This window comes from Lelliottia sp. JS-SCA-14, from assembly GCF_035593345.1.
Classification (GTDB): domain Bacteria; phylum Pseudomonadota; class Gammaproteobacteria; order Enterobacterales; family Enterobacteriaceae; genus Enterobacter; species Enterobacter wanjuensis.
In genome coordinates, this window is record NZ_CP141606.1 from 3318547 (window position 1) to 3334600 (window position 16054).

The 16054-nt window shown below is 55.9% G+C and carries 16 protein-coding genes; 5 read left to right on the forward strand and 11 right to left on the reverse strand.

The annotated features are described in order from the left end of the window. The first annotated feature begins 127 nt into the window (after nucleotides 1–127). Together alaA and yfbR are read left to right on the forward strand one after the other, a co-directional pair. Complete coding sequence (alaA, locus tag U9O48_RS15460; RefSeq protein WP_095282753.1) at nucleotides 128–1342, forward strand: alanine transaminase AlaA; 1215 nt, start codon at nucleotides 128–130, stop codon at nucleotides 1340–1342. Nucleotides 1343–1436: 94 nt separating this feature from the next. After that, nucleotides 1437–2036, forward strand: a complete 600-nt coding sequence (gene yfbR / locus U9O48_RS15465; protein WP_285146777.1) for a 5'-deoxynucleotidase — start codon at nucleotides 1437–1439, stop codon at nucleotides 2034–2036. A 71-nt stretch (nucleotides 2037–2107) separates the two neighbouring features. On the opposite strand, the gene U9O48_RS15470 is transcribed toward yfbR, so the two are convergent. From U9O48_RS15470 to yfbV, 4 genes are all read right to left on the reverse strand, one after another. Beyond that, nucleotides 2108–3940 (reverse strand): SLC13 family permease, encoded by a 1833-nt coding sequence (locus U9O48_RS15470; protein ID WP_282493644.1) that lies wholly within the window; start codon nucleotides 3938–3940, stop codon nucleotides 2108–2110. 76 nt (nucleotides 3941–4016) lie between these two features. Then, nucleotides 4017–4676, reverse strand: coding sequence for a sugar phosphatase (locus tag U9O48_RS15475; protein ID WP_324722768.1), 660 nt, complete (start codon nucleotides 4674–4676; stop codon nucleotides 4017–4019). A gap of 10 nt (nucleotides 4677–4686) precedes the next feature. Beyond that, on the reverse strand, nucleotides 4687–5181 hold the full coding sequence (locus tag U9O48_RS15480) for a YfbU family protein (RefSeq protein WP_095282756.1): 495 nt from the start codon (nucleotides 5179–5181) through the stop codon (nucleotides 4687–4689). A gap of 91 nt (nucleotides 5182–5272) precedes the next feature. Further along, complete coding sequence (gene yfbV, locus U9O48_RS15485; protein ID WP_282493646.1) at nucleotides 5273–5728, reverse strand: terminus macrodomain insulation protein YfbV; 456 nt, start codon at nucleotides 5726–5728, stop codon at nucleotides 5273–5275. A 337-nt stretch (nucleotides 5729–6065) separates the two neighbouring features. Here yfbV and ackA point away from each other — a divergent pair, with 337 nt between their 5' ends. Both ackA and pta read left to right on the forward strand, forming a co-directional pair. Then, the gene (gene ackA, locus U9O48_RS15490) at nucleotides 6066–7268 is read left to right on the forward strand and encodes an acetate kinase (protein ID WP_282493647.1); all 1203 of its coding nucleotides are present in this window, start codon (nucleotides 6066–6068) and stop codon (nucleotides 7266–7268) included. 76 nt (nucleotides 7269–7344) lie between these two features. Beyond that, nucleotides 7345–9489: a phosphate acetyltransferase gene (gene pta, locus U9O48_RS15495; protein ID WP_324722769.1), complete on the forward strand. Its 2145-nt coding sequence runs from the start codon at nucleotides 7345–7347 to the stop codon at nucleotides 9487–9489. A gap of 110 nt (nucleotides 9490–9599) precedes the next feature. Here the strand turns inward: pta and U9O48_RS15500 are convergent, their stop codons facing one another. The 5 genes from U9O48_RS15500 to U9O48_RS15520 form a co-directional block, all read right to left on the reverse strand. Continuing rightward, nucleotides 9600–10553, reverse strand: coding sequence for a transketolase family protein (locus U9O48_RS15500; protein WP_285146781.1), 954 nt, complete (start codon nucleotides 10551–10553; stop codon nucleotides 9600–9602). Further along, nucleotides 10546–11376: a transketolase gene (locus U9O48_RS15505; protein WP_285146783.1), complete on the reverse strand. Its 831-nt coding sequence runs from the start codon at nucleotides 11374–11376 to the stop codon at nucleotides 10546–10548. Before U9O48_RS15505 ends, U9O48_RS15500 begins: the two co-directional genes overlap by 8 nt. Next, nucleotides 11373–12764: a PTS ascorbate transporter subunit IIC gene (locus tag U9O48_RS15510; protein WP_282493650.1), complete on the reverse strand. Its 1392-nt coding sequence runs from the start codon at nucleotides 12762–12764 to the stop codon at nucleotides 11373–11375. The genes U9O48_RS15505 and U9O48_RS15510 overlap by 4 nt, the downstream gene beginning before the upstream one ends. A 21-nt stretch (nucleotides 12765–12785) precedes the next feature. Then, entirely contained in the window at nucleotides 12786–13058 is a 273-nt protein-coding gene (locus U9O48_RS15515; protein ID WP_095282763.1) for a PTS sugar transporter subunit IIB, read from the reverse strand. Between the two features lie 79 nt (nucleotides 13059–13137). Then, complete coding sequence (locus U9O48_RS15520; RefSeq protein ID WP_282493654.1) at nucleotides 13138–13581, reverse strand: PTS sugar transporter subunit IIA; 444 nt, start codon at nucleotides 13579–13581, stop codon at nucleotides 13138–13140. Nucleotides 13582–13818: 237 nt separating this feature from the next. Here U9O48_RS15520 and U9O48_RS15525 point away from each other — a divergent pair, with 237 nt between their 5' ends. Next, the gene (locus tag U9O48_RS15525) at nucleotides 13819–14838 is read left to right on the forward strand and encodes a LacI family DNA-binding transcriptional regulator (RefSeq protein ID WP_282493655.1); all 1020 of its coding nucleotides are present in this window, start codon (nucleotides 13819–13821) and stop codon (nucleotides 14836–14838) included. Nucleotides 14839–14841: 3 nt separating this feature from the next. Here U9O48_RS15525 and yfcD read toward each other — a convergent pair whose 3' ends face one another. Together yfcD and yfcE are read right to left on the reverse strand one after the other, a co-directional pair. After that, nucleotides 14842–15396, reverse strand: a complete 555-nt coding sequence (yfcD, locus tag U9O48_RS15530) for an NUDIX hydrolase YfcD (RefSeq protein ID WP_282493656.1) — start codon at nucleotides 15394–15396, stop codon at nucleotides 14842–14844. Between the two features lie 55 nt (nucleotides 15397–15451). After that, nucleotides 15452–16003, reverse strand: a complete 552-nt coding sequence (gene yfcE, locus U9O48_RS15535) for a phosphodiesterase (RefSeq protein WP_285146786.1) — start codon at nucleotides 16001–16003, stop codon at nucleotides 15452–15454. Between the last annotated feature and the right edge of the window lie 51 nt (nucleotides 16004–16054).

Here is a 16054-nt window from a genome sequence, read left to right on the forward strand (position 1 = left end):
CTTATTTTCGCATCCCGGCAAAATCTTCTTCTGTACACCCTTCAAAACGCAGCGCGGTGGGAGTACATTGTTCCGTGCTGACTTCCACGGCAGGGAGTGGCAACAACAGCTAAAAGGTCAACGATTCATGTCCCCTATCGAAAAATCCAGCAAATTAGATAACGTCTGTTACGACATCCGCGGTCCGGTTCTCAAAGAGGCAAAGCGCCTGGAAGAGGAAGGTAACAAGGTCCTGAAACTCAACATTGGCAACCCTGCGCCCTTTGGTTTTGACGCGCCGGACGAAATCCTGGTGGATGTGATCCGTAACCTGCCCACTGCGCAAGGCTACTGTGATTCAAAAGGACTCTACTCCGCCCGTAAGGCCATCATGCAGCACTATCAGGCCCGTGGGATGCGCGATGTCACCGTTGAAGATATCTATATTGGTAACGGCGTTTCCGAACTGATCGTGCAGGCGATGCAAGCCCTGCTGAACAGCGGCGATGAGATGCTGGTGCCTGCGCCGGATTATCCGCTGTGGACAGCGGCCGTTTCCCTCTCCAGCGGCAAAGCGGTGCACTATCTGTGCGACGAATCCGCCGACTGGTTCCCGGATCTCGACGATATCCGCGCCAAAATCACCCCGCGCACGCGCGGTATCGTGATTATCAACCCGAACAACCCGACGGGTGCGGTCTACTCCAAAGAGCTGTTGATGGAGATCGTGGAGATCGCCCGTCAGCACAACCTGATCATCTTCGCCGATGAGATTTACGACAAGATCCTCTACGACGCAGCGCAGCACCACTCGATTGCGACGCTGGCTCCGGATCTGCTGACCGTCACCTTTAACGGCCTGTCGAAAACCTACCGCGTGGCCGGTTTCCGTCAGGGCTGGATGGTTCTGAACGGCCCGAAAAAGCACGCTAAGGGCTACATCGAAGGGCTGGAAATGCTGGCCTCGATGCGCCTGTGCGCCAACGTTCCGGCGCAGCATGCGATTCAAACGGCGCTCGGCGGCTATCAGAGCATCAGCGAATTTATCGTGCCCGGCGGTCGCCTGTACGAGCAGCGTAACCGCGCATGGGAGCTGATCAACGATATTCCTGGCGTCTCCTGCGTGAAGCCTAACGGCGCACTCTACATGTTCCCGAAAATTGACGCTAAACGTTTCAATATTCACGATGACCAGAAGATGGTGCTCGATTTCCTGCTGCAGGAAAAAGTGCTGCTGGTTCAGGGAACCGCGTTTAACTGGCCATGGCCGGACCACGTGCGTATCGTCACCCTGCCGCGTGAGGATGACCTGGAAATGGCGATTAGCCGGTTCGGACGCTTCCTCTCCGGTTATCATCAGTAACCTCCCATCAGGCTGCCACTGGCAGCCTGATTTGCATCTTGCCTCCCCTCGCCGCACAATGAACGCTGTCGCAGTGCAAGACAAAAGGTATTCTATGAGTCAAAGTCATTTCTTCGCCCATCTCTCCCGCCTGAAACTCATTAACCGCTGGCCGCTGATGCGCAACGTGCGCACCGAAAACGTGTCGGAACACAGTTTGCAGGTGGCGATGGTTGCTCACGCCCTGGCCGCCATAAAAAACCGCAAATTCAACGGTAACGTCAATGCCGAACGCATCGCCCTGCTGGCGATGTACCACGACGCCTCCGAAGTATTAACCGGCGATCTGCCGACACCGGTGAAATATTTCAATTCGCAGATTGCCCAGGAATATAAGGCTATCGAGAAGATCGCCCAGCAGAAACTGGTGGATATGGTGCCAGAAGAGCTGCGGGATATTTTTGCGCCGCTGATCGATGAGCATCAGTGCACAGAAGAGGAAAGATTGCTGGTGAAACAGGCCGATGCCCTGTGCGCCTATCTCAAGTGCCTCGAAGAGTTGTCCGCCGGAAACAACGAGTTTTTACTGGCGAAAACGCGACTGGAAAAAACCCTCGAATCACGCCGCAGCGAAGAGATGGATTACTTTATGCAGGTGTTTGTGCCGAGCTTCCATCTGTCGCTGGATGAGATTAGCCAGGATTCACCTCTTTAGTCGTCCGTTGTGCCCGGCGGCGCTACGCTTGCCGGGCCTACAAAACCCTTAACGGGATGCCAACAACGATGTCAAAACGGGAACAGCACCGGAATCAGCACCACGCAAACCAGCATCACCAGAATGGTGAACGGCACCCCGAGCTTCACGAAATCGCTGAATTGATAGTTCCCCGGCCCCAGCACCAGCGTATTCACCGGTGACGAAACTGGCGTCATAAACGCCGCTGACGCCGCCATTGCGACCATCATCGCAAACGGATACGGCGACACGCCCATCGACTTCGCCATCGCCAGCGCAATAGGTGCCATCAGCACCGCCGTCGCGGTATTGGAGATAAACAACCCGATGGTGGCGCACATCACGAACAGACAAATCAGCATCATGTACGGGCCATAGCCCCCGCCGACGTCCATCAGCCCTTTCACCACCAGATCCACACCGCCTGTTTTTTGCAGCGCCAGCGCGAACGGCATCATACCGACGATCAGAATAATGCTCGGCCAGTGAATGGCTTTGTAGGCGCTCTCGGCGTCGATGCAGCGGAATTTGCCCATCAGCAGGCAGGCAATAATCGCCGCGATGGGGTTAGGAATTTCGTCGGTGAGCATCAGGGCGACCATCAGCACCAGACAGAATATGGCGTGCGGAGCCTGACTGTGGGCGGGTGAGGCGTCGCTCTCTTCGACAGGCATATTGAGCACCACAAAATCGCGCCCTTTTTGCCCGAGTTGGCTGATAAGCTTCCAGTTGCCGACCACCAGGAAGATATCGCCCAGCTGCAGCGGCTCATCCACTACCGCCCCTTCCATCGCAACGCCGTCGCGTTTCAGACCGACGACGTTCAGTCCGTAGCGGGTACGGAACCCGATTTCACGCACGGTTTTGCCCAGCAGTTCCGACTCAGGGATCAGCGAGACCTCCGCCATCCCCACGTCCAGCGCCTGGTCGGAGAAATACTCGCCGCGCAGCACCATCGGCTCCAGCAGTTGTTCAGTGCAGAACTCACGCAGATCCACGTCCGCCGTCGACATATCAATCAGCAGGACGTCGCGGGCGCGGAACTCAGACACCCCATTCACATTCACAATCACGCGACGGAACCGCCGCCAGCGCTCGACGCCAATGATATTCGCGCCGTAGCGTTCGCGCAGTTTGAGATCGTCCAGACGCTGACCAATTAGCGGTGAGCCGGGGCGGATCGCCAGGCGACGCGCGCGCCCGGTGAGGCGATACTCTTTGATCAGATCGCGGAAAGTGCGCCGACGCCAGCCGTCGCCTTTTTTGTGTTGCGTATCGCCCTTCAGCGCAAAGCGGGTCAGAAGCATGTAAATCACGCCGAGCACCAGCACGACCAGGCCAATCGGCGTCACGCTGAAGAAGCTAAACCCGGCATAGCCTTCGCGCAGCAGTTCGCTGTTCACCACCAGGTTTGGTGGCGTCGCGACAAGAGTCATCATGCCGCTAATCAGCCCGGCGAAACTCAGCGGCATCATCAACCGCGACGGTGAGGTCTGCATGCGCATTGAGACGCTTAACACCACCGGAATAAAGATCGCCACCACGCCGGTGGAGCTCATAAAAGCACCCAGCCCGGCGACCGTCAGCATCAGGTAGATGAGCATTTTGGTTTCGCTGCTGCCCGCCACTTTCACCAGCCAGGAGCCCATCACCGTGGCGACGCCGGTGCGCACCAGCCCGTCGCCGATGATAAACAGCGCGGCAATCAAAATGACGTTCGGATCGCTAAAACCGGAGAAGGCTTCGGAGAGCGTTAAGGTACCGCTCAGAACAAACGCGACGATAACCAGCAGAGCAACGGCGTCCATGCGCACTTTGCCGGTTGCAAAGAGAATGATGGCGATAGCAAGAAGGCTCAGCACCCAAATCAGTTCACCGTTCACAACATATCCTTGTCAGGGAAAGGGAGGGAAATTTTGCCATAAAAAGGCCCCAACAATGTGGGGCCAAATCATGGGTTTACATTTTCAGGGAGACGGTAACATTTCCGTCCGATCCCTTGTGGACCGAGAGCGCGGCAAGCGACGTGAGCGCGAAATCCACTTCGTCGAGCCGGGGCGAACCGGCCGGGACATTCACGGCAATCACGTGGCTACCGGCGTTGAGCCCTGCCAGCACACCGGCGGCGGCGTCTTCGACCACCACGCAATCCTTCGGATGAATGCCCAGCAGTTCCGCGCCTAATAAAAACGCATCCGGCTCCGGTTTACCGCGCTTCACACGTTCAGCGGTGACGAACACTTCGGGCATCGGCAGGCCTGCGGCCTTGTGGCGGGCATGAGCGACGGGAATTGAACCCGAGGTCACGATCGCCCATGGGATCTGCGCTTCGTTCAGATGCTGGAGCAGCTCAAGCGCGCCCGGGAGTGCCGCAATACCCTCGACATCCTGAGCTTCAATTTGCTCCAGATATTTGAACTCCGCCTGAATCTCCTCTTCGGTTCTTCCGGATAAGAAGTGGCGTAAAGAGGTAATGGCCTGTTTGCCATGGATGAAATTCAACACGTCCTGATGGTCGATGCCATGCCTGTCGGCCCAATGGCACCACGAGCGCTCGACAACCGGCAGCGAATCCACCAGCGTACCGTCCAGATCAAACAGAAAACCTTTACACTGCACACTCACCCCCTCAGGCGTTAATAATTTGCTGAATCTCGTTGCTGCTTAAATGGTACTGACGCGGGCAGGCGTGCCACGCGCTTAACATACGCTGATATTTTTCCCACATCGGCGTCTGGGAGTTGAAGCCATGAGTACCGGCATCAAAATGGGTGTAGCGCCCTTCGGTGTTCACCATAAAGCGAACATAGCTCAGGTAGCGGGATTCGGTCGCCACGTCAAAACCAAGGAAGGTTACGCGACGCTCATCGATGGTTTGAGCATCTTTCAGATTGGTCCAGGAAACATGCAGCGCGTGGTACATCTCCATGATGTCGATGACGGTGCGGCACGTCTCTTCTTTCAGTTCACCAAATTCACGATCCAGCTCGCGCATCTGCAAGCCAAAGCCACGTTCGACGATAGTCTGCAAGCGGCGATAGCGCTCAGCGTTGTCGGGATCAAGCATAGTCATCATCTTGTACTGATTGGACAAAATCAGACGTTGAGCGTTGGTCATTTCCATCTTTCGACTCCTGTTGCGCGTTGCACTCAAAAAAAAGACACGGTAACTGATTGTTACTGTGCCTTCTTTTCGTGACCGTTTCGATGATCAATCACAAGTCATCAAGGAATGTTTTATCAAGTTGCTTAAAAGCGCGCTTGAGCGTGTCGGCCAGCGCCTGGTAATCCGGCTTACCTTCCACCGGGGCCAGCGCCTGACCGGCTTCCTGAAGTTTCCCGCGCACTTCATAAAACCAGTGTAAAATAGTAGGTGGCAGCGGTGTGACAGAACGTTTGCCCAGCCACCACAGTCCTTGCATCGGAAGTGTTAACGCAAATAGCGCCGTCGCGACGGCCGGGCCAAGCTGGCCGCCGAGGGCAATTTGCCAGCACAGGGTAAAGACGGCAATCGGCGGCATAAAGCGGATCGCATAGCGGGTGATGCGGATGACGCGGTTATCGATAAACACCGGGGCAAGGCGCTTTTCCAGGGGCCACGTCTTTGCGTAATGCTGGCCCCGACGAAACAGGCTAAAGAAGCTCACGGAGGGGTTCTCTGGTGTCGACATGGCTGTACCTCAACTTCACATATAAAAATTAAAATTTTCGTGCAAATCCACAACAAGCTATGACAACGTTCAAAATATTTTGTCATCGCTACCCAGTATCGGGTATTCTGTGCCAGCCTGATTGGGCCTTAGACGAGAATCGTTAACTCGTCAAATTATCGCATATTATGCCATTGTCTGAAAATCGTTCAAAATGGCATAAAATCATATGGATTTCTTTCATCCTGCCAGAATGTTCGTTTGGCATGATGTTAATCATAAATGTCTGGGTCATCTTGCGCTACGCTACGAGACTCACTGACGTTTTTTTAGCCACGTATCAATAATAGGTACTTCCATGTCGAGTAAGTTAGTACTGGTTCTGAACTGCGGTAGCTCCTCACTGAAATTCGCCATCATCGATGCGCTCAACGGTGAAGAGTACCTCTCTGGTTTGGCCGAATGTTTCCATCTTCCTGAAGCACGTCTTAAGTGGAAAATGGACGGCAGCAAACAAGAAGCGGCTTTAGGTGCAGGCGCCGCTCACAGTGAAGCGCTGAACTTTATCGTTAACACTATTCTGGCACAAAAACCAGAACTGTCTGCTCAGCTGACTGCAATCGGTCACCGTGTTGTTCACGGCGGCGAGAAGTACACCGGCTCTGTAGTGATCGACGAATCCGTGATTCAGGGTATCAAAGATGCAGCCTCTTTTGCACCGCTGCACAACCCTGCGCACCTGATCGGCATCGCGGAAGCGCTGAAATCCTTCCCGAATCTGAAAGACAAAAACGTCGCTGTCTTCGACACCGCGTTCCATCAGACCATGCCGGAAGAGTCCTACCTCTATGCCCTGCCGTACAGCCTGTACAAAGAGCACGGCGTACGTCGCTACGGCGCACACGGCACCAGCCACTTCTACGTTACTCAGGAAGCGGCCAAGGTTCTGAACAAACCTGTTGAAGAGCTGAACATCATCACTTGCCACCTGGGCAACGGTGGTTCTGTTTCCGCTATCCGCAACGGCGAGTGTGTTGATACTTCTATGGGTCTGACCCCGCTGGAAGGTCTGGTGATGGGTACCCGTTCCGGTGACATCGACCCGGCGATTATCTTCCACCTGCACGACACCCTGGGCATGAGCGTTGATGCGATCAACAAAATGCTGACCAAAGAGTCTGGCCTGCTGGGTCTGACCGAAGTCACCAGCGACTGCCGTTACGTTGAAGACAACTACACCACCAAAGCTGACGCTAAACGTGCAATGGACGTTTACTGCCACCGTCTGGCGAAATACATCGGTTCTTACACCGCGCTGATGGATGGTCGTCTGGATGCGGTTATCTTCACCGGCGGTATCGGTGAGAACGCGGCAATGGTTCGTGAACTGTCCCTGGGCAAACTGGGCGTTCTGGGCTTTGAAGTTGATCACGAGCGTAACCTGGCTGCCCGTTTCGGCAAGTCTGGCTTCATCAACAAAGAAGGCACCCGCCCGGCTCTGGTTATCCCAACCAACGAAGAGCTGGTCATCGCGCAAGACGCGAACCGTCTGACTGCCTGATTCCACACCGCCAGCCTAGCTGGCGGTGCTGTTTTGTACCCCGCCCGATGCGGCGGTAACCAAAAGAGGATAAACCGTGTCCCGTACTATTATGCTGATCCCTACCGGAACCAGCGTCGGCCTGACCAGCGTCAGCCTTGGCGTTATCCGTGCTATGGAACGCAAAGGCGTTCGCCTGAGCGTCTTTAAGCCTATCGCCCAGCCTCGTGCCGGTGGCGATGCGCCAGACCAGACCACCGCCATCGTGCGTGCGAATTCCGGTCTGCCAGCGGCTGAACCGCTGAAAATGAGCCACGTTGAGTCTCTGCTCTCCAGCAATCAGTCCGATGTGCTGATGGAAGAGATCATCGCCAATTTCCACGCGAATGCGCAAGACGCAGAAGTGGTGCTGGTTGAAGGCCTGGTTCCGACGCGCAAACACCAGTTTGCTCAGTCTCTGAACTTTGAAATCGCCAAAACCCTGAACGCTGAAATCGTGTTCGTGATGTCCCAGGGTACCGATACCCCGGAACAGCTGAACGAGCGTATTGAGCTGACTCGCAGCAGCTTCGGCGGCGCGAAAAACACCAACATCACCGGCGTTATCGTTAACAAACTGAACGCACCGGTTGATGAACAAGGCCGTACCCGCCCTGACCTGTCTGAAATTTTCGACGACTCTTCCAAAGCGAAAGTCGTGAAAGTGGACCCGGCTCAGCTGAGCGCAAGCAGCCCGCTGCCAGTTCTGGGCGCGGTGCCATGGAGCTTCGACCTGATCGCCACCCGTGCGATCGACATGGCGCGTCACCTGAATGCGACCGTGGTTAACGAAGGCGACATCAACACCCGTCGCGTAAAATCTGTGACCTTCTGTGCGCGCAGCATTCCGCACATGCTGGAACATTTCCGCGCAGGTTCCCTGCTGGTCACTTCCGCTGACCGTCCTGACGTGCTGGTTGCAGCCTGTCTGGCCGCGATGAACGGCGTTGAGATCGGTGCAATCCTGCTGACCGGCGCTTATGAAATGGACCCTCGCGTGGGCAAGCTGTGTGAACGTGCGTTCGCCACCGGCCTGCCAGTGTTCATGGTGAACACCAACACCTGGCAGACCTCCCTGAGCCTGCAGAGCTTCAACCTGGAAGTGCCGGTTGATGACCATGAGCGTATCGAGAAAGTTCAGGAATACGTTGCAAGCTACATCAACGCTGACTGGGTTGAGTCTCTGACTGCGACCTCCGAGCGTAGCCGTCGTCTGTCTCCACCAGCCTTCCGCTACCAGCTGACCGAGCTGGCGCGTAAAGCCGGTAAACGTGTTGTTCTGCCAGAAGGCGACGAACCACGTACAGTGAAAGCAGCCGCTATCTGTGCAGAGCGCGGAATCGCGACCTGCGTGCTGCTGGGTAACCCGGATGAAATCACCCGCGTTGCCGCGTCTCAGGGCGTGGAACTGGGTTCGGGTATCGAAATCGTCGATCCAGAGGTGGTCCGCGAGAGCTATGTTGCCCGTCTGGTTGAGCTGCGTAAGAGCAAAGGCATGACCGAAGCCGTTGCCCGCGAACAGCTGGAAGACAACGTGGTTCTGGGTACCCTGATGCTGGAGCAGGATGAAGTTGACGGCCTGGTTTCTGGTGCTGTTCACACCACCGCGAACACCATCCGTCCACCGCTGCAGCTGATCAAAACTGCACCAGGCAGCTCTCTGGTCTCTTCTGTGTTCTTCATGCTGCTGCCTGAACAGGTTTACGTTTACGGCGACTGTGCGATTAACCCGGATCCAACTGCTGAGCAACTGGCTGAGATCGCTATTCAGTCTGCGGACTCCGCGATTGCCTTCGGTATCGAACCGCGCGTGGCGATGCTCTCCTACTCTACCGGCACCTCCGGCCAGGGTAGCGACGTTGAGAAAGTACGTGAAGCGACCCGTCTGGCGCAGGAAAAACGTCCTGACCTGATGATCGATGGCCCGCTGCAGTACGACGCCGCAGTGATGGCTGACGTTGCGAAATCCAAAGCGCCGAACTCTCCGGTTGCAGGTCGCGCTACCGTGTTCATCTTCCCGGATCTGAACACCGGTAACACCACCTATAAAGCGGTACAGCGTTCTGCCGACCTGATCTCCATCGGGCCGATGCTGCAGGGTATGCGCAAGCCGGTGAACGACCTGTCCCGTGGCGCGCTGGTAGACGATATCGTCTACACCATCGCTCTGACCGCGATTCAGTCTTCACAGCAACAGCAGTAAGGTTTTGCCGGATGGCGCTTCGCTTATCCGGCCTACAAAACCGTAGGCCCGGTAAGCGTTAGCGCCACCGGGCAACAAAAAGGCGACCAATAAATGGTCGCCTTTTTTATTTACAGCAGCTCTCGCGCCGCCGAGACAATATCGTGAGCCGTCAGGCCATACTCTTTTTGCAGGAAATCCTGCGTCCCGACCTGACCGTAGCGCTCCTTCACCCCCACGCGACGCATCGGCACCGGGCACGTTTCGACCAGCACTTCCGCCACCGCAGACCCTAATCCGTTGTGAATGCTGTGATTCTCACAGGTGACAATCCGCCCGGTTTTCTCGGCGTAGTTTTTCACCAGCATCCGGTCGATAGGTTTCAGGGTAAACATGTCGATCACCGCCGCGCTGACCCCCTCCTGCTCGAGCTGGCGCGCCGCTTCCAGCGCTTCCGCCACCATAATGCCGTTGGCAATCAGAGTAATATCACTCCCCTCGCGCAGCACGTTGCCTTTGCCAATCGTGAACGTGGAGCCTGGCGCATAGACGCTCGGGGCCTGCTTACGAATGGTGCGCACCCAGTAGAACCCGTCGAGATCGATAAGCTGGCGCAGCACGTCCTCGAACATCACGGCATCGGTGACTTCCAGCACCACCGAATGCGCCAGACCGCGTACAATCCCCATATCCTCAAACGACATATGGGTGCCGCCGTTGTGACAGGCCGTGACGCCCGCGTCCGAGGCGATCACTTTGACGTTATTGCGCTGATAATCCAGCGACATAAACAGCTGATCAAAGCAGCGACGGCTGGCGAATGCCGTAAAGGTATGCACAAAAGGTCTGCGTCCGGTCAGCGATAAACCCGCCGCCGTGCCAATAACGTTGGCCTCCATAATGCCGCAGTTGATCACGTGCTGCGGGTAATCACGCGCCACGCCGTCCATCGCCATTGAGCTCATCAGATCGGCTTCGAGGGCGATAATCTCGCTTCCGGCTTCAATCTGGCTGGCCACGAAACCGGCGTACACTTTGCGCATCTCGATAGCGTCTTTTTGTCCTGCGGGTGCAACCTTAATCATTTGCGGCCTCCAGTTGGCGAATCGTCTCATTCAGCGCGGCTTTGACGTCATCCGTCAGTCGCAGGTGGTGGGAGTTGCTTAACTGCTCCAGATACGGCACGCCCTGCCCTTTGATGCTGTCGAGGATCACCACCCGTGGGCGGGCCTCGGCGGCAGGCGGCTGCGAAACGGCCTCCAGCAGCCCGGCCACGTCATCTCCTTTGACCGTCACCACATCAAAGCCAAAGGCGCGGAATTTCCCTTCGAGGTCGAACGCGCAGATGATCTCGTCCAGCTCACCGTCGAGCTGCTGTTTGTTCCAGTCGACAAAAATGGTCAGATTGTTCAGCCGGTGATGGGCAATAAACTGGAAGGCTTCCCAGCACTGGCCCTCGTTCAGCTCGCCGTCACCGACGATGCAGAATACCCGGTTTGGACGCCCCGCCAGCTTGTGTGACAGCGCCATGCCGCCCGCAATCGAAATCCCCTGCCCGAGCGAGCCGGTCGTCGCATCCACGCCGCGCGTTTTCAGGCGATCCGGGTGGCTTGGGAGCCGCGTCCCGTTCTGGTTCAGGGTGCTCAGTTCTTCCACCGGGAAATAGCCTTTAATCGCCAGCGTACTGTAGAGTGCCGGGCCCGCATGGCCCTTGGAGAGCACGAAGTAGTCACGCTCCGGCCAGTCGGGATCGGCCGGGTCGATTTTCATCACCGCGCCGTAGAGCACCGCCAGGGTTTCCACTACCGACATACTGCCGCCGTAATGTCCGAACCCCAGTTGCGTTAAGGATTTGAGCGTTTCCACGCGGATCTCGCGCGCCAGTCGGGTCACTTCTTTCACATTCATGATTTGGCTCCGGTGTTTTCCTGCGCGTTACCGCCCGCAGTTTTGTTTTTAGCAAACAGGTTGTAGGCCACCAGCACGGCAAACAACGCGACGACGAGGCCGGTGATAGCAAACGGTGACAGGTAGCGCGCCAGGTTGCCCAGCACGATGCCCACCGCGCCAAAATCGGCGTCAGAGAAGGTGGTGTTAGCGAAACCAATCGCCCCCAGCACCGGCAGCAGCATCACCGGCAGGAAGGTAATCAGCAGGCCGTTGGCAAAGGCACCGATCATCGCCCCGCGACGCCCACCCGTTGCGTTACCGAACACGCCAGCGGTTGCCCCGGTGAAGAAGTGCGGCACCACGCCCGGCAGGATCAGCACCCAGCTAAACTGTCCGCACAGGAACAGCCCGACGATCCCGCCGAGGAAGCTGAACAGGAAGCCAATCAGCACGGCGTTAGGCGCATAGGGATAGACCACCGGGCAGTCGAGGGCTGGACGCGCATTCGGCACCAGTTTTTCGGAGAATCCGGTGAAGGCCGGGACGATCTCCGCCAGAATCAGGCGCACGCCCTGCAGGATGATGAACACACCCGCTGCGAAGGTGATCGCCATGATGATGGCGTAAACCAGATAGTTTTGGCCGCCGCTGAAGGTGGCTTCTACGTACTCGCGCCCGGCGCTGACGGCCATGATCAGGTAGATAATCATCATGGTCAGCGAGATAGAAATTGAGCTGTCGCGCAGGAAGCTTAAGTTCTTCGGCAGGTTCATCTCTTCAGTAGAACGCGAACCTTTCCCGCACTTGCTGCCGATCCAGCCGGAGAGCACGTAGCCCAGCGTCCCAAAGTGACCAAAGGCAATGTCGTCATTGCCGGTGATGCGCTTCATATAGCGTTGCGCCAGCGCCGGGAAGAACGCCATGATTAAGCCCAGAATCAGCGAGCCGGTAAAGACCAGGCCGATGCCTTCGAAACCCGCCACCGTCAGGATCACGCCGATCATACAGGCCATATAAAAGGTGTGATGCCCGGTGAGGAAGATGTATTTCAGACGCGTAAAGCGGGCGACAATAATATTCGCCACCATCCCGAAGGCCATAATCAGCGCCGTGGATGCGCCGTATTTCTCCAGCGCAATCGAAACAATCGCTTCGTTATTCGGAATAATTCCCTGAATACTAAAGGCGTGTTCAAACATCCCGCCTAAGGGATTTAACGAGCCCACCAGCACCGTGGCACCACCGCCCAGCACAATAAAACCGAGAATGGTTTTAATGGTGCCTTTTACTACATCAGAAAACGGTTTTTTCTGCGCCACCAGGCCAATTAAAGCAATTAATCCCACCAGCACTGAGGGGACTTTTAAAATATCAACAACGAAATTCAGCGTTTCAAGGATAAACATATCCACCTCGCCTCAACAGGGTTATTGTTTCGCGAACCAGGCGCTGAGCTGCGCTTCGAGTTCATTGATATCGATAATGTTGGTGATCACCACCAGCTGGCTTTCCGGCACGCTTGCGCTGGCGGCGATGTCTTTTGCCATCACGAACAGGTCAGCGGCTCCCGGTGTGGCCGAGGAGAGATCGGAGTGCTCCACCTCAGCTTCAATATTTAATTTCTTGAGGACTTTTTTGATATTCATTTCGACCATAAAACTGCTGCCCAGGCCGGAGCCGCAAATCGCCATAATTTTCATTGTTATGCCTTTTTTGAGTAGAGTACGTCCGCATCACGCATCGGCGTAATGAGTCAATTAATCGGAATGGGTAATAACGTCAGAAGCGTTCGATAATGGCTTTTATTTCCTCCCGCGTATTAACGTTATGCAGTTCGGCCAAATCCTCATCGCTGGAAAATAACTCGGCCAGCGCGGAGATCATTTCGATATGGCTGTGTTTATCGGGTGCAGCCAGCATGATAATAATATCTACCGGATCGAACTCTCCGGCACCAAATGCGACTCCCTGTTTCAGTTTTAATAATGAGAGGCCAAGCCCTTTCGCCCCTTCTTCTGGCCGCGCATGCGGCATCGCCAGCCCTGGTGCCAGCACGTAATAGGGTCCTAACTTATGATGCTGTTCGACAATCGCCGTCACATACTCCGGGGAGATGACGTTCATCTCCAGCAGCGGTCTGGCGCACAGCTCCAGCGCCTGCGGCCAGTCCTCAACGCTCTCTTCCAGCGTGATGGTTGCATCATGTATCCAGCTTTTGAGCACTTTCTTCTCCCGCCTGAGGTCAATGATGAACAAACTTTATGCAAGCCCATCGCGGATAGCTGCGATCCGGATCACAAAGATAGCGCTACCAATTTCGAACATTCAGAATTGTGATAGCGCTATCAAATTGGAATCCGCACGGGAAATCACAGTAAAAAAAGGGATTTAAGGCGTATACTCAAATTCATGTGAAGCGAAGGATGATAAGAAAAACGCGTCTGGTCACCAGGAATTTGTATGTCTCTAACCCGAAAACGACGTAGTACCGGCAAAGTGACTATCTCGGATGTCGCGCAGCTTGCCGGAGTGGGTACTATGACGGTGTCCCGCGCATTGCGCACGCCTGAGCAGGTTTCCGATAAGCTACGAGAAAAAATTGAAGCGGCGGTGCAGGAGCTGGGTTATATGCCCAATCTTGCGGCCAGCGCGCTGGCGTCAGCATCGTCCAGGACCATTGCGATGGTCGTGCCCAATCTGGCAGAGGATGGTTGTTCCGATATGTTTGCCGGATTGCAGCAGGTCCTGCAGCCCGCCGGATACCAGATTATGCTGGCAGAATCGCAGCACCGGCCTGAGCAGGAAGAGAAATTGCTGGAAACGCTGCTCGCCTCGAACATTGCGGCGGCGATTTTACTCAGCGCGGAACACACGGATACCGTTCGCCACTGGCTGAAAAACGCCTCGATCCCGGTGATGGAAATGGGCGCGATGCGCGCCGACCCGCTGGATATGAATATCGGCATCGACAACGTCGCGGCGATGTACGAACTCACCGAACTGGTGATTCAGCGCGGCTATCAGAATATCGGGCTGTTGTGCGCCAATCAGGAGCAGTGGATTTTCCAGCAGCACCTGCAGGGTTGGTACAAAGCGATGTTGCGCCACCATATGTCCCCCAATCGGGTGATTAACGCCGCGCTGCCGCCGAACTTCTCGACGGGGGCGTCACAGCTGCCGGAGTTTTTACTCGCCTGGCCTGAGCTGGATGCGCTGGTCTGCGTCTCTGACGAGCTGGCGTGCGGCGTGCTGTATGAATGTCAGCGCAGACGCATCAAAGTGCCGGATGATTTGGCAGTAGTGGGTTTTGGCGATAGCGACGTGAGCCGCGTCTGTCAGCCGCCGCTGACGACCATGGCGGTGCCACATCGCAAGATTGGTGTTGAAGCGGGACGTGCGCTGCTGGAGCGCTTAAATGGCGACGACTGGCGCGATCAGAAACCGATCGCCTCCAGTCTGTGCTTGCGGGAAAGCTGCTGAGATTTACTCAGCCTGCTCCTGCTTCTCAGGTTTTGCGGATTCATTTTTGGCGTTGCGGCTCATCCACAGCGCCAGGGCTTTCAGTGAGTCCGGCGTAAATTCATCGCAACGGGCGGTGATCTCTTCTGGCGTCATCCAGCTCACTTCGCTCACCTCTTCTTCCTGAAGCGCGAATGGCCCGTGGGAAACGCAGCTAAACAAGCCACCCCAGACGCGACAATGTTTGTCCTCGAAGTAGAACAAACCGTGCTCGGCAAAGGGGACACCGGCGATGCCTAACTCTTCTTCGGCTTCACGACGCGCGGAATCCAGCAGGATTTCATCGGCCTGAACGACGCCGCCTGCCGTTGCGTCAAGCATGCCTGGCATAAAGTCTTTCGTTTCAGTACGTCGCTGTACCAGGATCTTGCCCATACCGTCGTGAACAACGATGTAGGTGGCGCGATGGCGCAGACGTTCAGCCCGCATTTGCTCGCGGCTGGCCTGTGCAATCACTTCATTGTCTTCGCTGACAATGTCTACCCACTCTGTACTTGCCAAATGACTCTGCTCCACCATCGGGAACCCTTCTCGTTAAGCGCTCTTTTGGCGCGTTTGACTTTTGAGGTGTAACTTACGGATTAATGCTGACCTGCGCAATAACTTGCTGATCATTAAGTGCGATAACGCTCAAGAGATTCTCATCCAGCAGGCCATAGCTGGGAGCATGTCCCCCTTTCGGAATGCTGACGGACCCTGGATTGAAATGAACGATATCCCCGTGTAATGCCGCCACCGGAATATGAGTATGACCGTAAACCAGCACATCGCCAGTCGCGAGCGGCGGCAGATTCTCCGGGCCAAAAAGATGTCCGTGGGTTAAAAACAGACGGGTATTTTCCAGCAACACCTGCTGCCAGGGGGCCGTTATCGGGAAGTGAAGCAGCATCTGGTCAACTTCGCTGTCGCAGTTGCCGCGCACCGCAATAATTTTATCCGCGTACTGGTTCAGTTTTTCCGCCACCTGCGCCGGAGCGTAGCCTTCCGGGAGCGCATTGCGCGGCCCGTGGTTGAGCACATCACCGAGGATTATCAGCCACTGCGCACCGCTTTCTACAAAGCGTGACAGCACGCGTTCCGTCGCGGGCAGCGACCCGTGAATATCCGATGCAAACATGAGTTTCATCAGGGACTCCTTTCAAATGATCACTGCCCTATGATACCTGAACCCACGGGG

Bases quoted from the DNA above. Each gene is read 5' to 3' on its own strand.
- U9O48_RS15525 (WP_282493655.1), top strand. From the start codon at position 13,819: ATGTCTCTAACCCGAAAACGACGTAGTACCGGCAAAGTGACTATCTCG.
- U9O48_RS15510 (WP_282493650.1), bottom strand. From the start codon at position 12,764: ATGTTTATCCTTGAAACGCTGAATTTCGTTGTTGATATTTTAAAAGTC.
- U9O48_RS15480 (WP_095282756.1), bottom strand. From the start codon at position 5,181: ATGGAAATGACCAACGCTCAACGTCTGATTTTGTCCAATCAGTACAAG.
- U9O48_RS15505 (WP_285146783.1), bottom strand. From the start codon at position 11,376: ATGAATGTGAAAGAAGTGACCCGACTGGCGCGCGAGATCCGCGTGGAA.
- yfbR (WP_285146777.1), top strand. From the start codon at position 1,437: ATGAGTCAAAGTCATTTCTTCGCCCATCTCTCCCGCCTGAAACTCATT.
- yfcE (WP_285146786.1), bottom strand. From the start codon at position 16,003: ATGAAACTCATGTTTGCATCGGATATTCACGGGTCGCTGCCCGCGACG.
- yfbV (WP_282493646.1), bottom strand. From the start codon at position 5,728: ATGTCGACACCAGAGAACCCCTCCGTGAGCTTCTTTAGCCTGTTTCGT.
- yfcD (WP_282493656.1), bottom strand. From the start codon at position 15,396: ATGGTGGAGCAGAGTCATTTGGCAAGTACAGAGTGGGTAGACATTGTC.
- alaA (WP_095282753.1), top strand. From the start codon at position 128: ATGTCCCCTATCGAAAAATCCAGCAAATTAGATAACGTCTGTTACGAC.
- U9O48_RS15500 (WP_285146781.1), bottom strand. From the start codon at position 10,553: ATGATTAAGGTTGCACCCGCAGGACAAAAAGACGCTATCGAGATGCGC.
- U9O48_RS15515 (WP_095282763.1), bottom strand. From the start codon at position 13,058: ATGAAAATTATGGCGATTTGCGGCTCCGGCCTGGGCAGCAGTTTTATG.
- ackA (WP_282493647.1), top strand. From the start codon at position 6,066: ATGTCGAGTAAGTTAGTACTGGTTCTGAACTGCGGTAGCTCCTCACTG.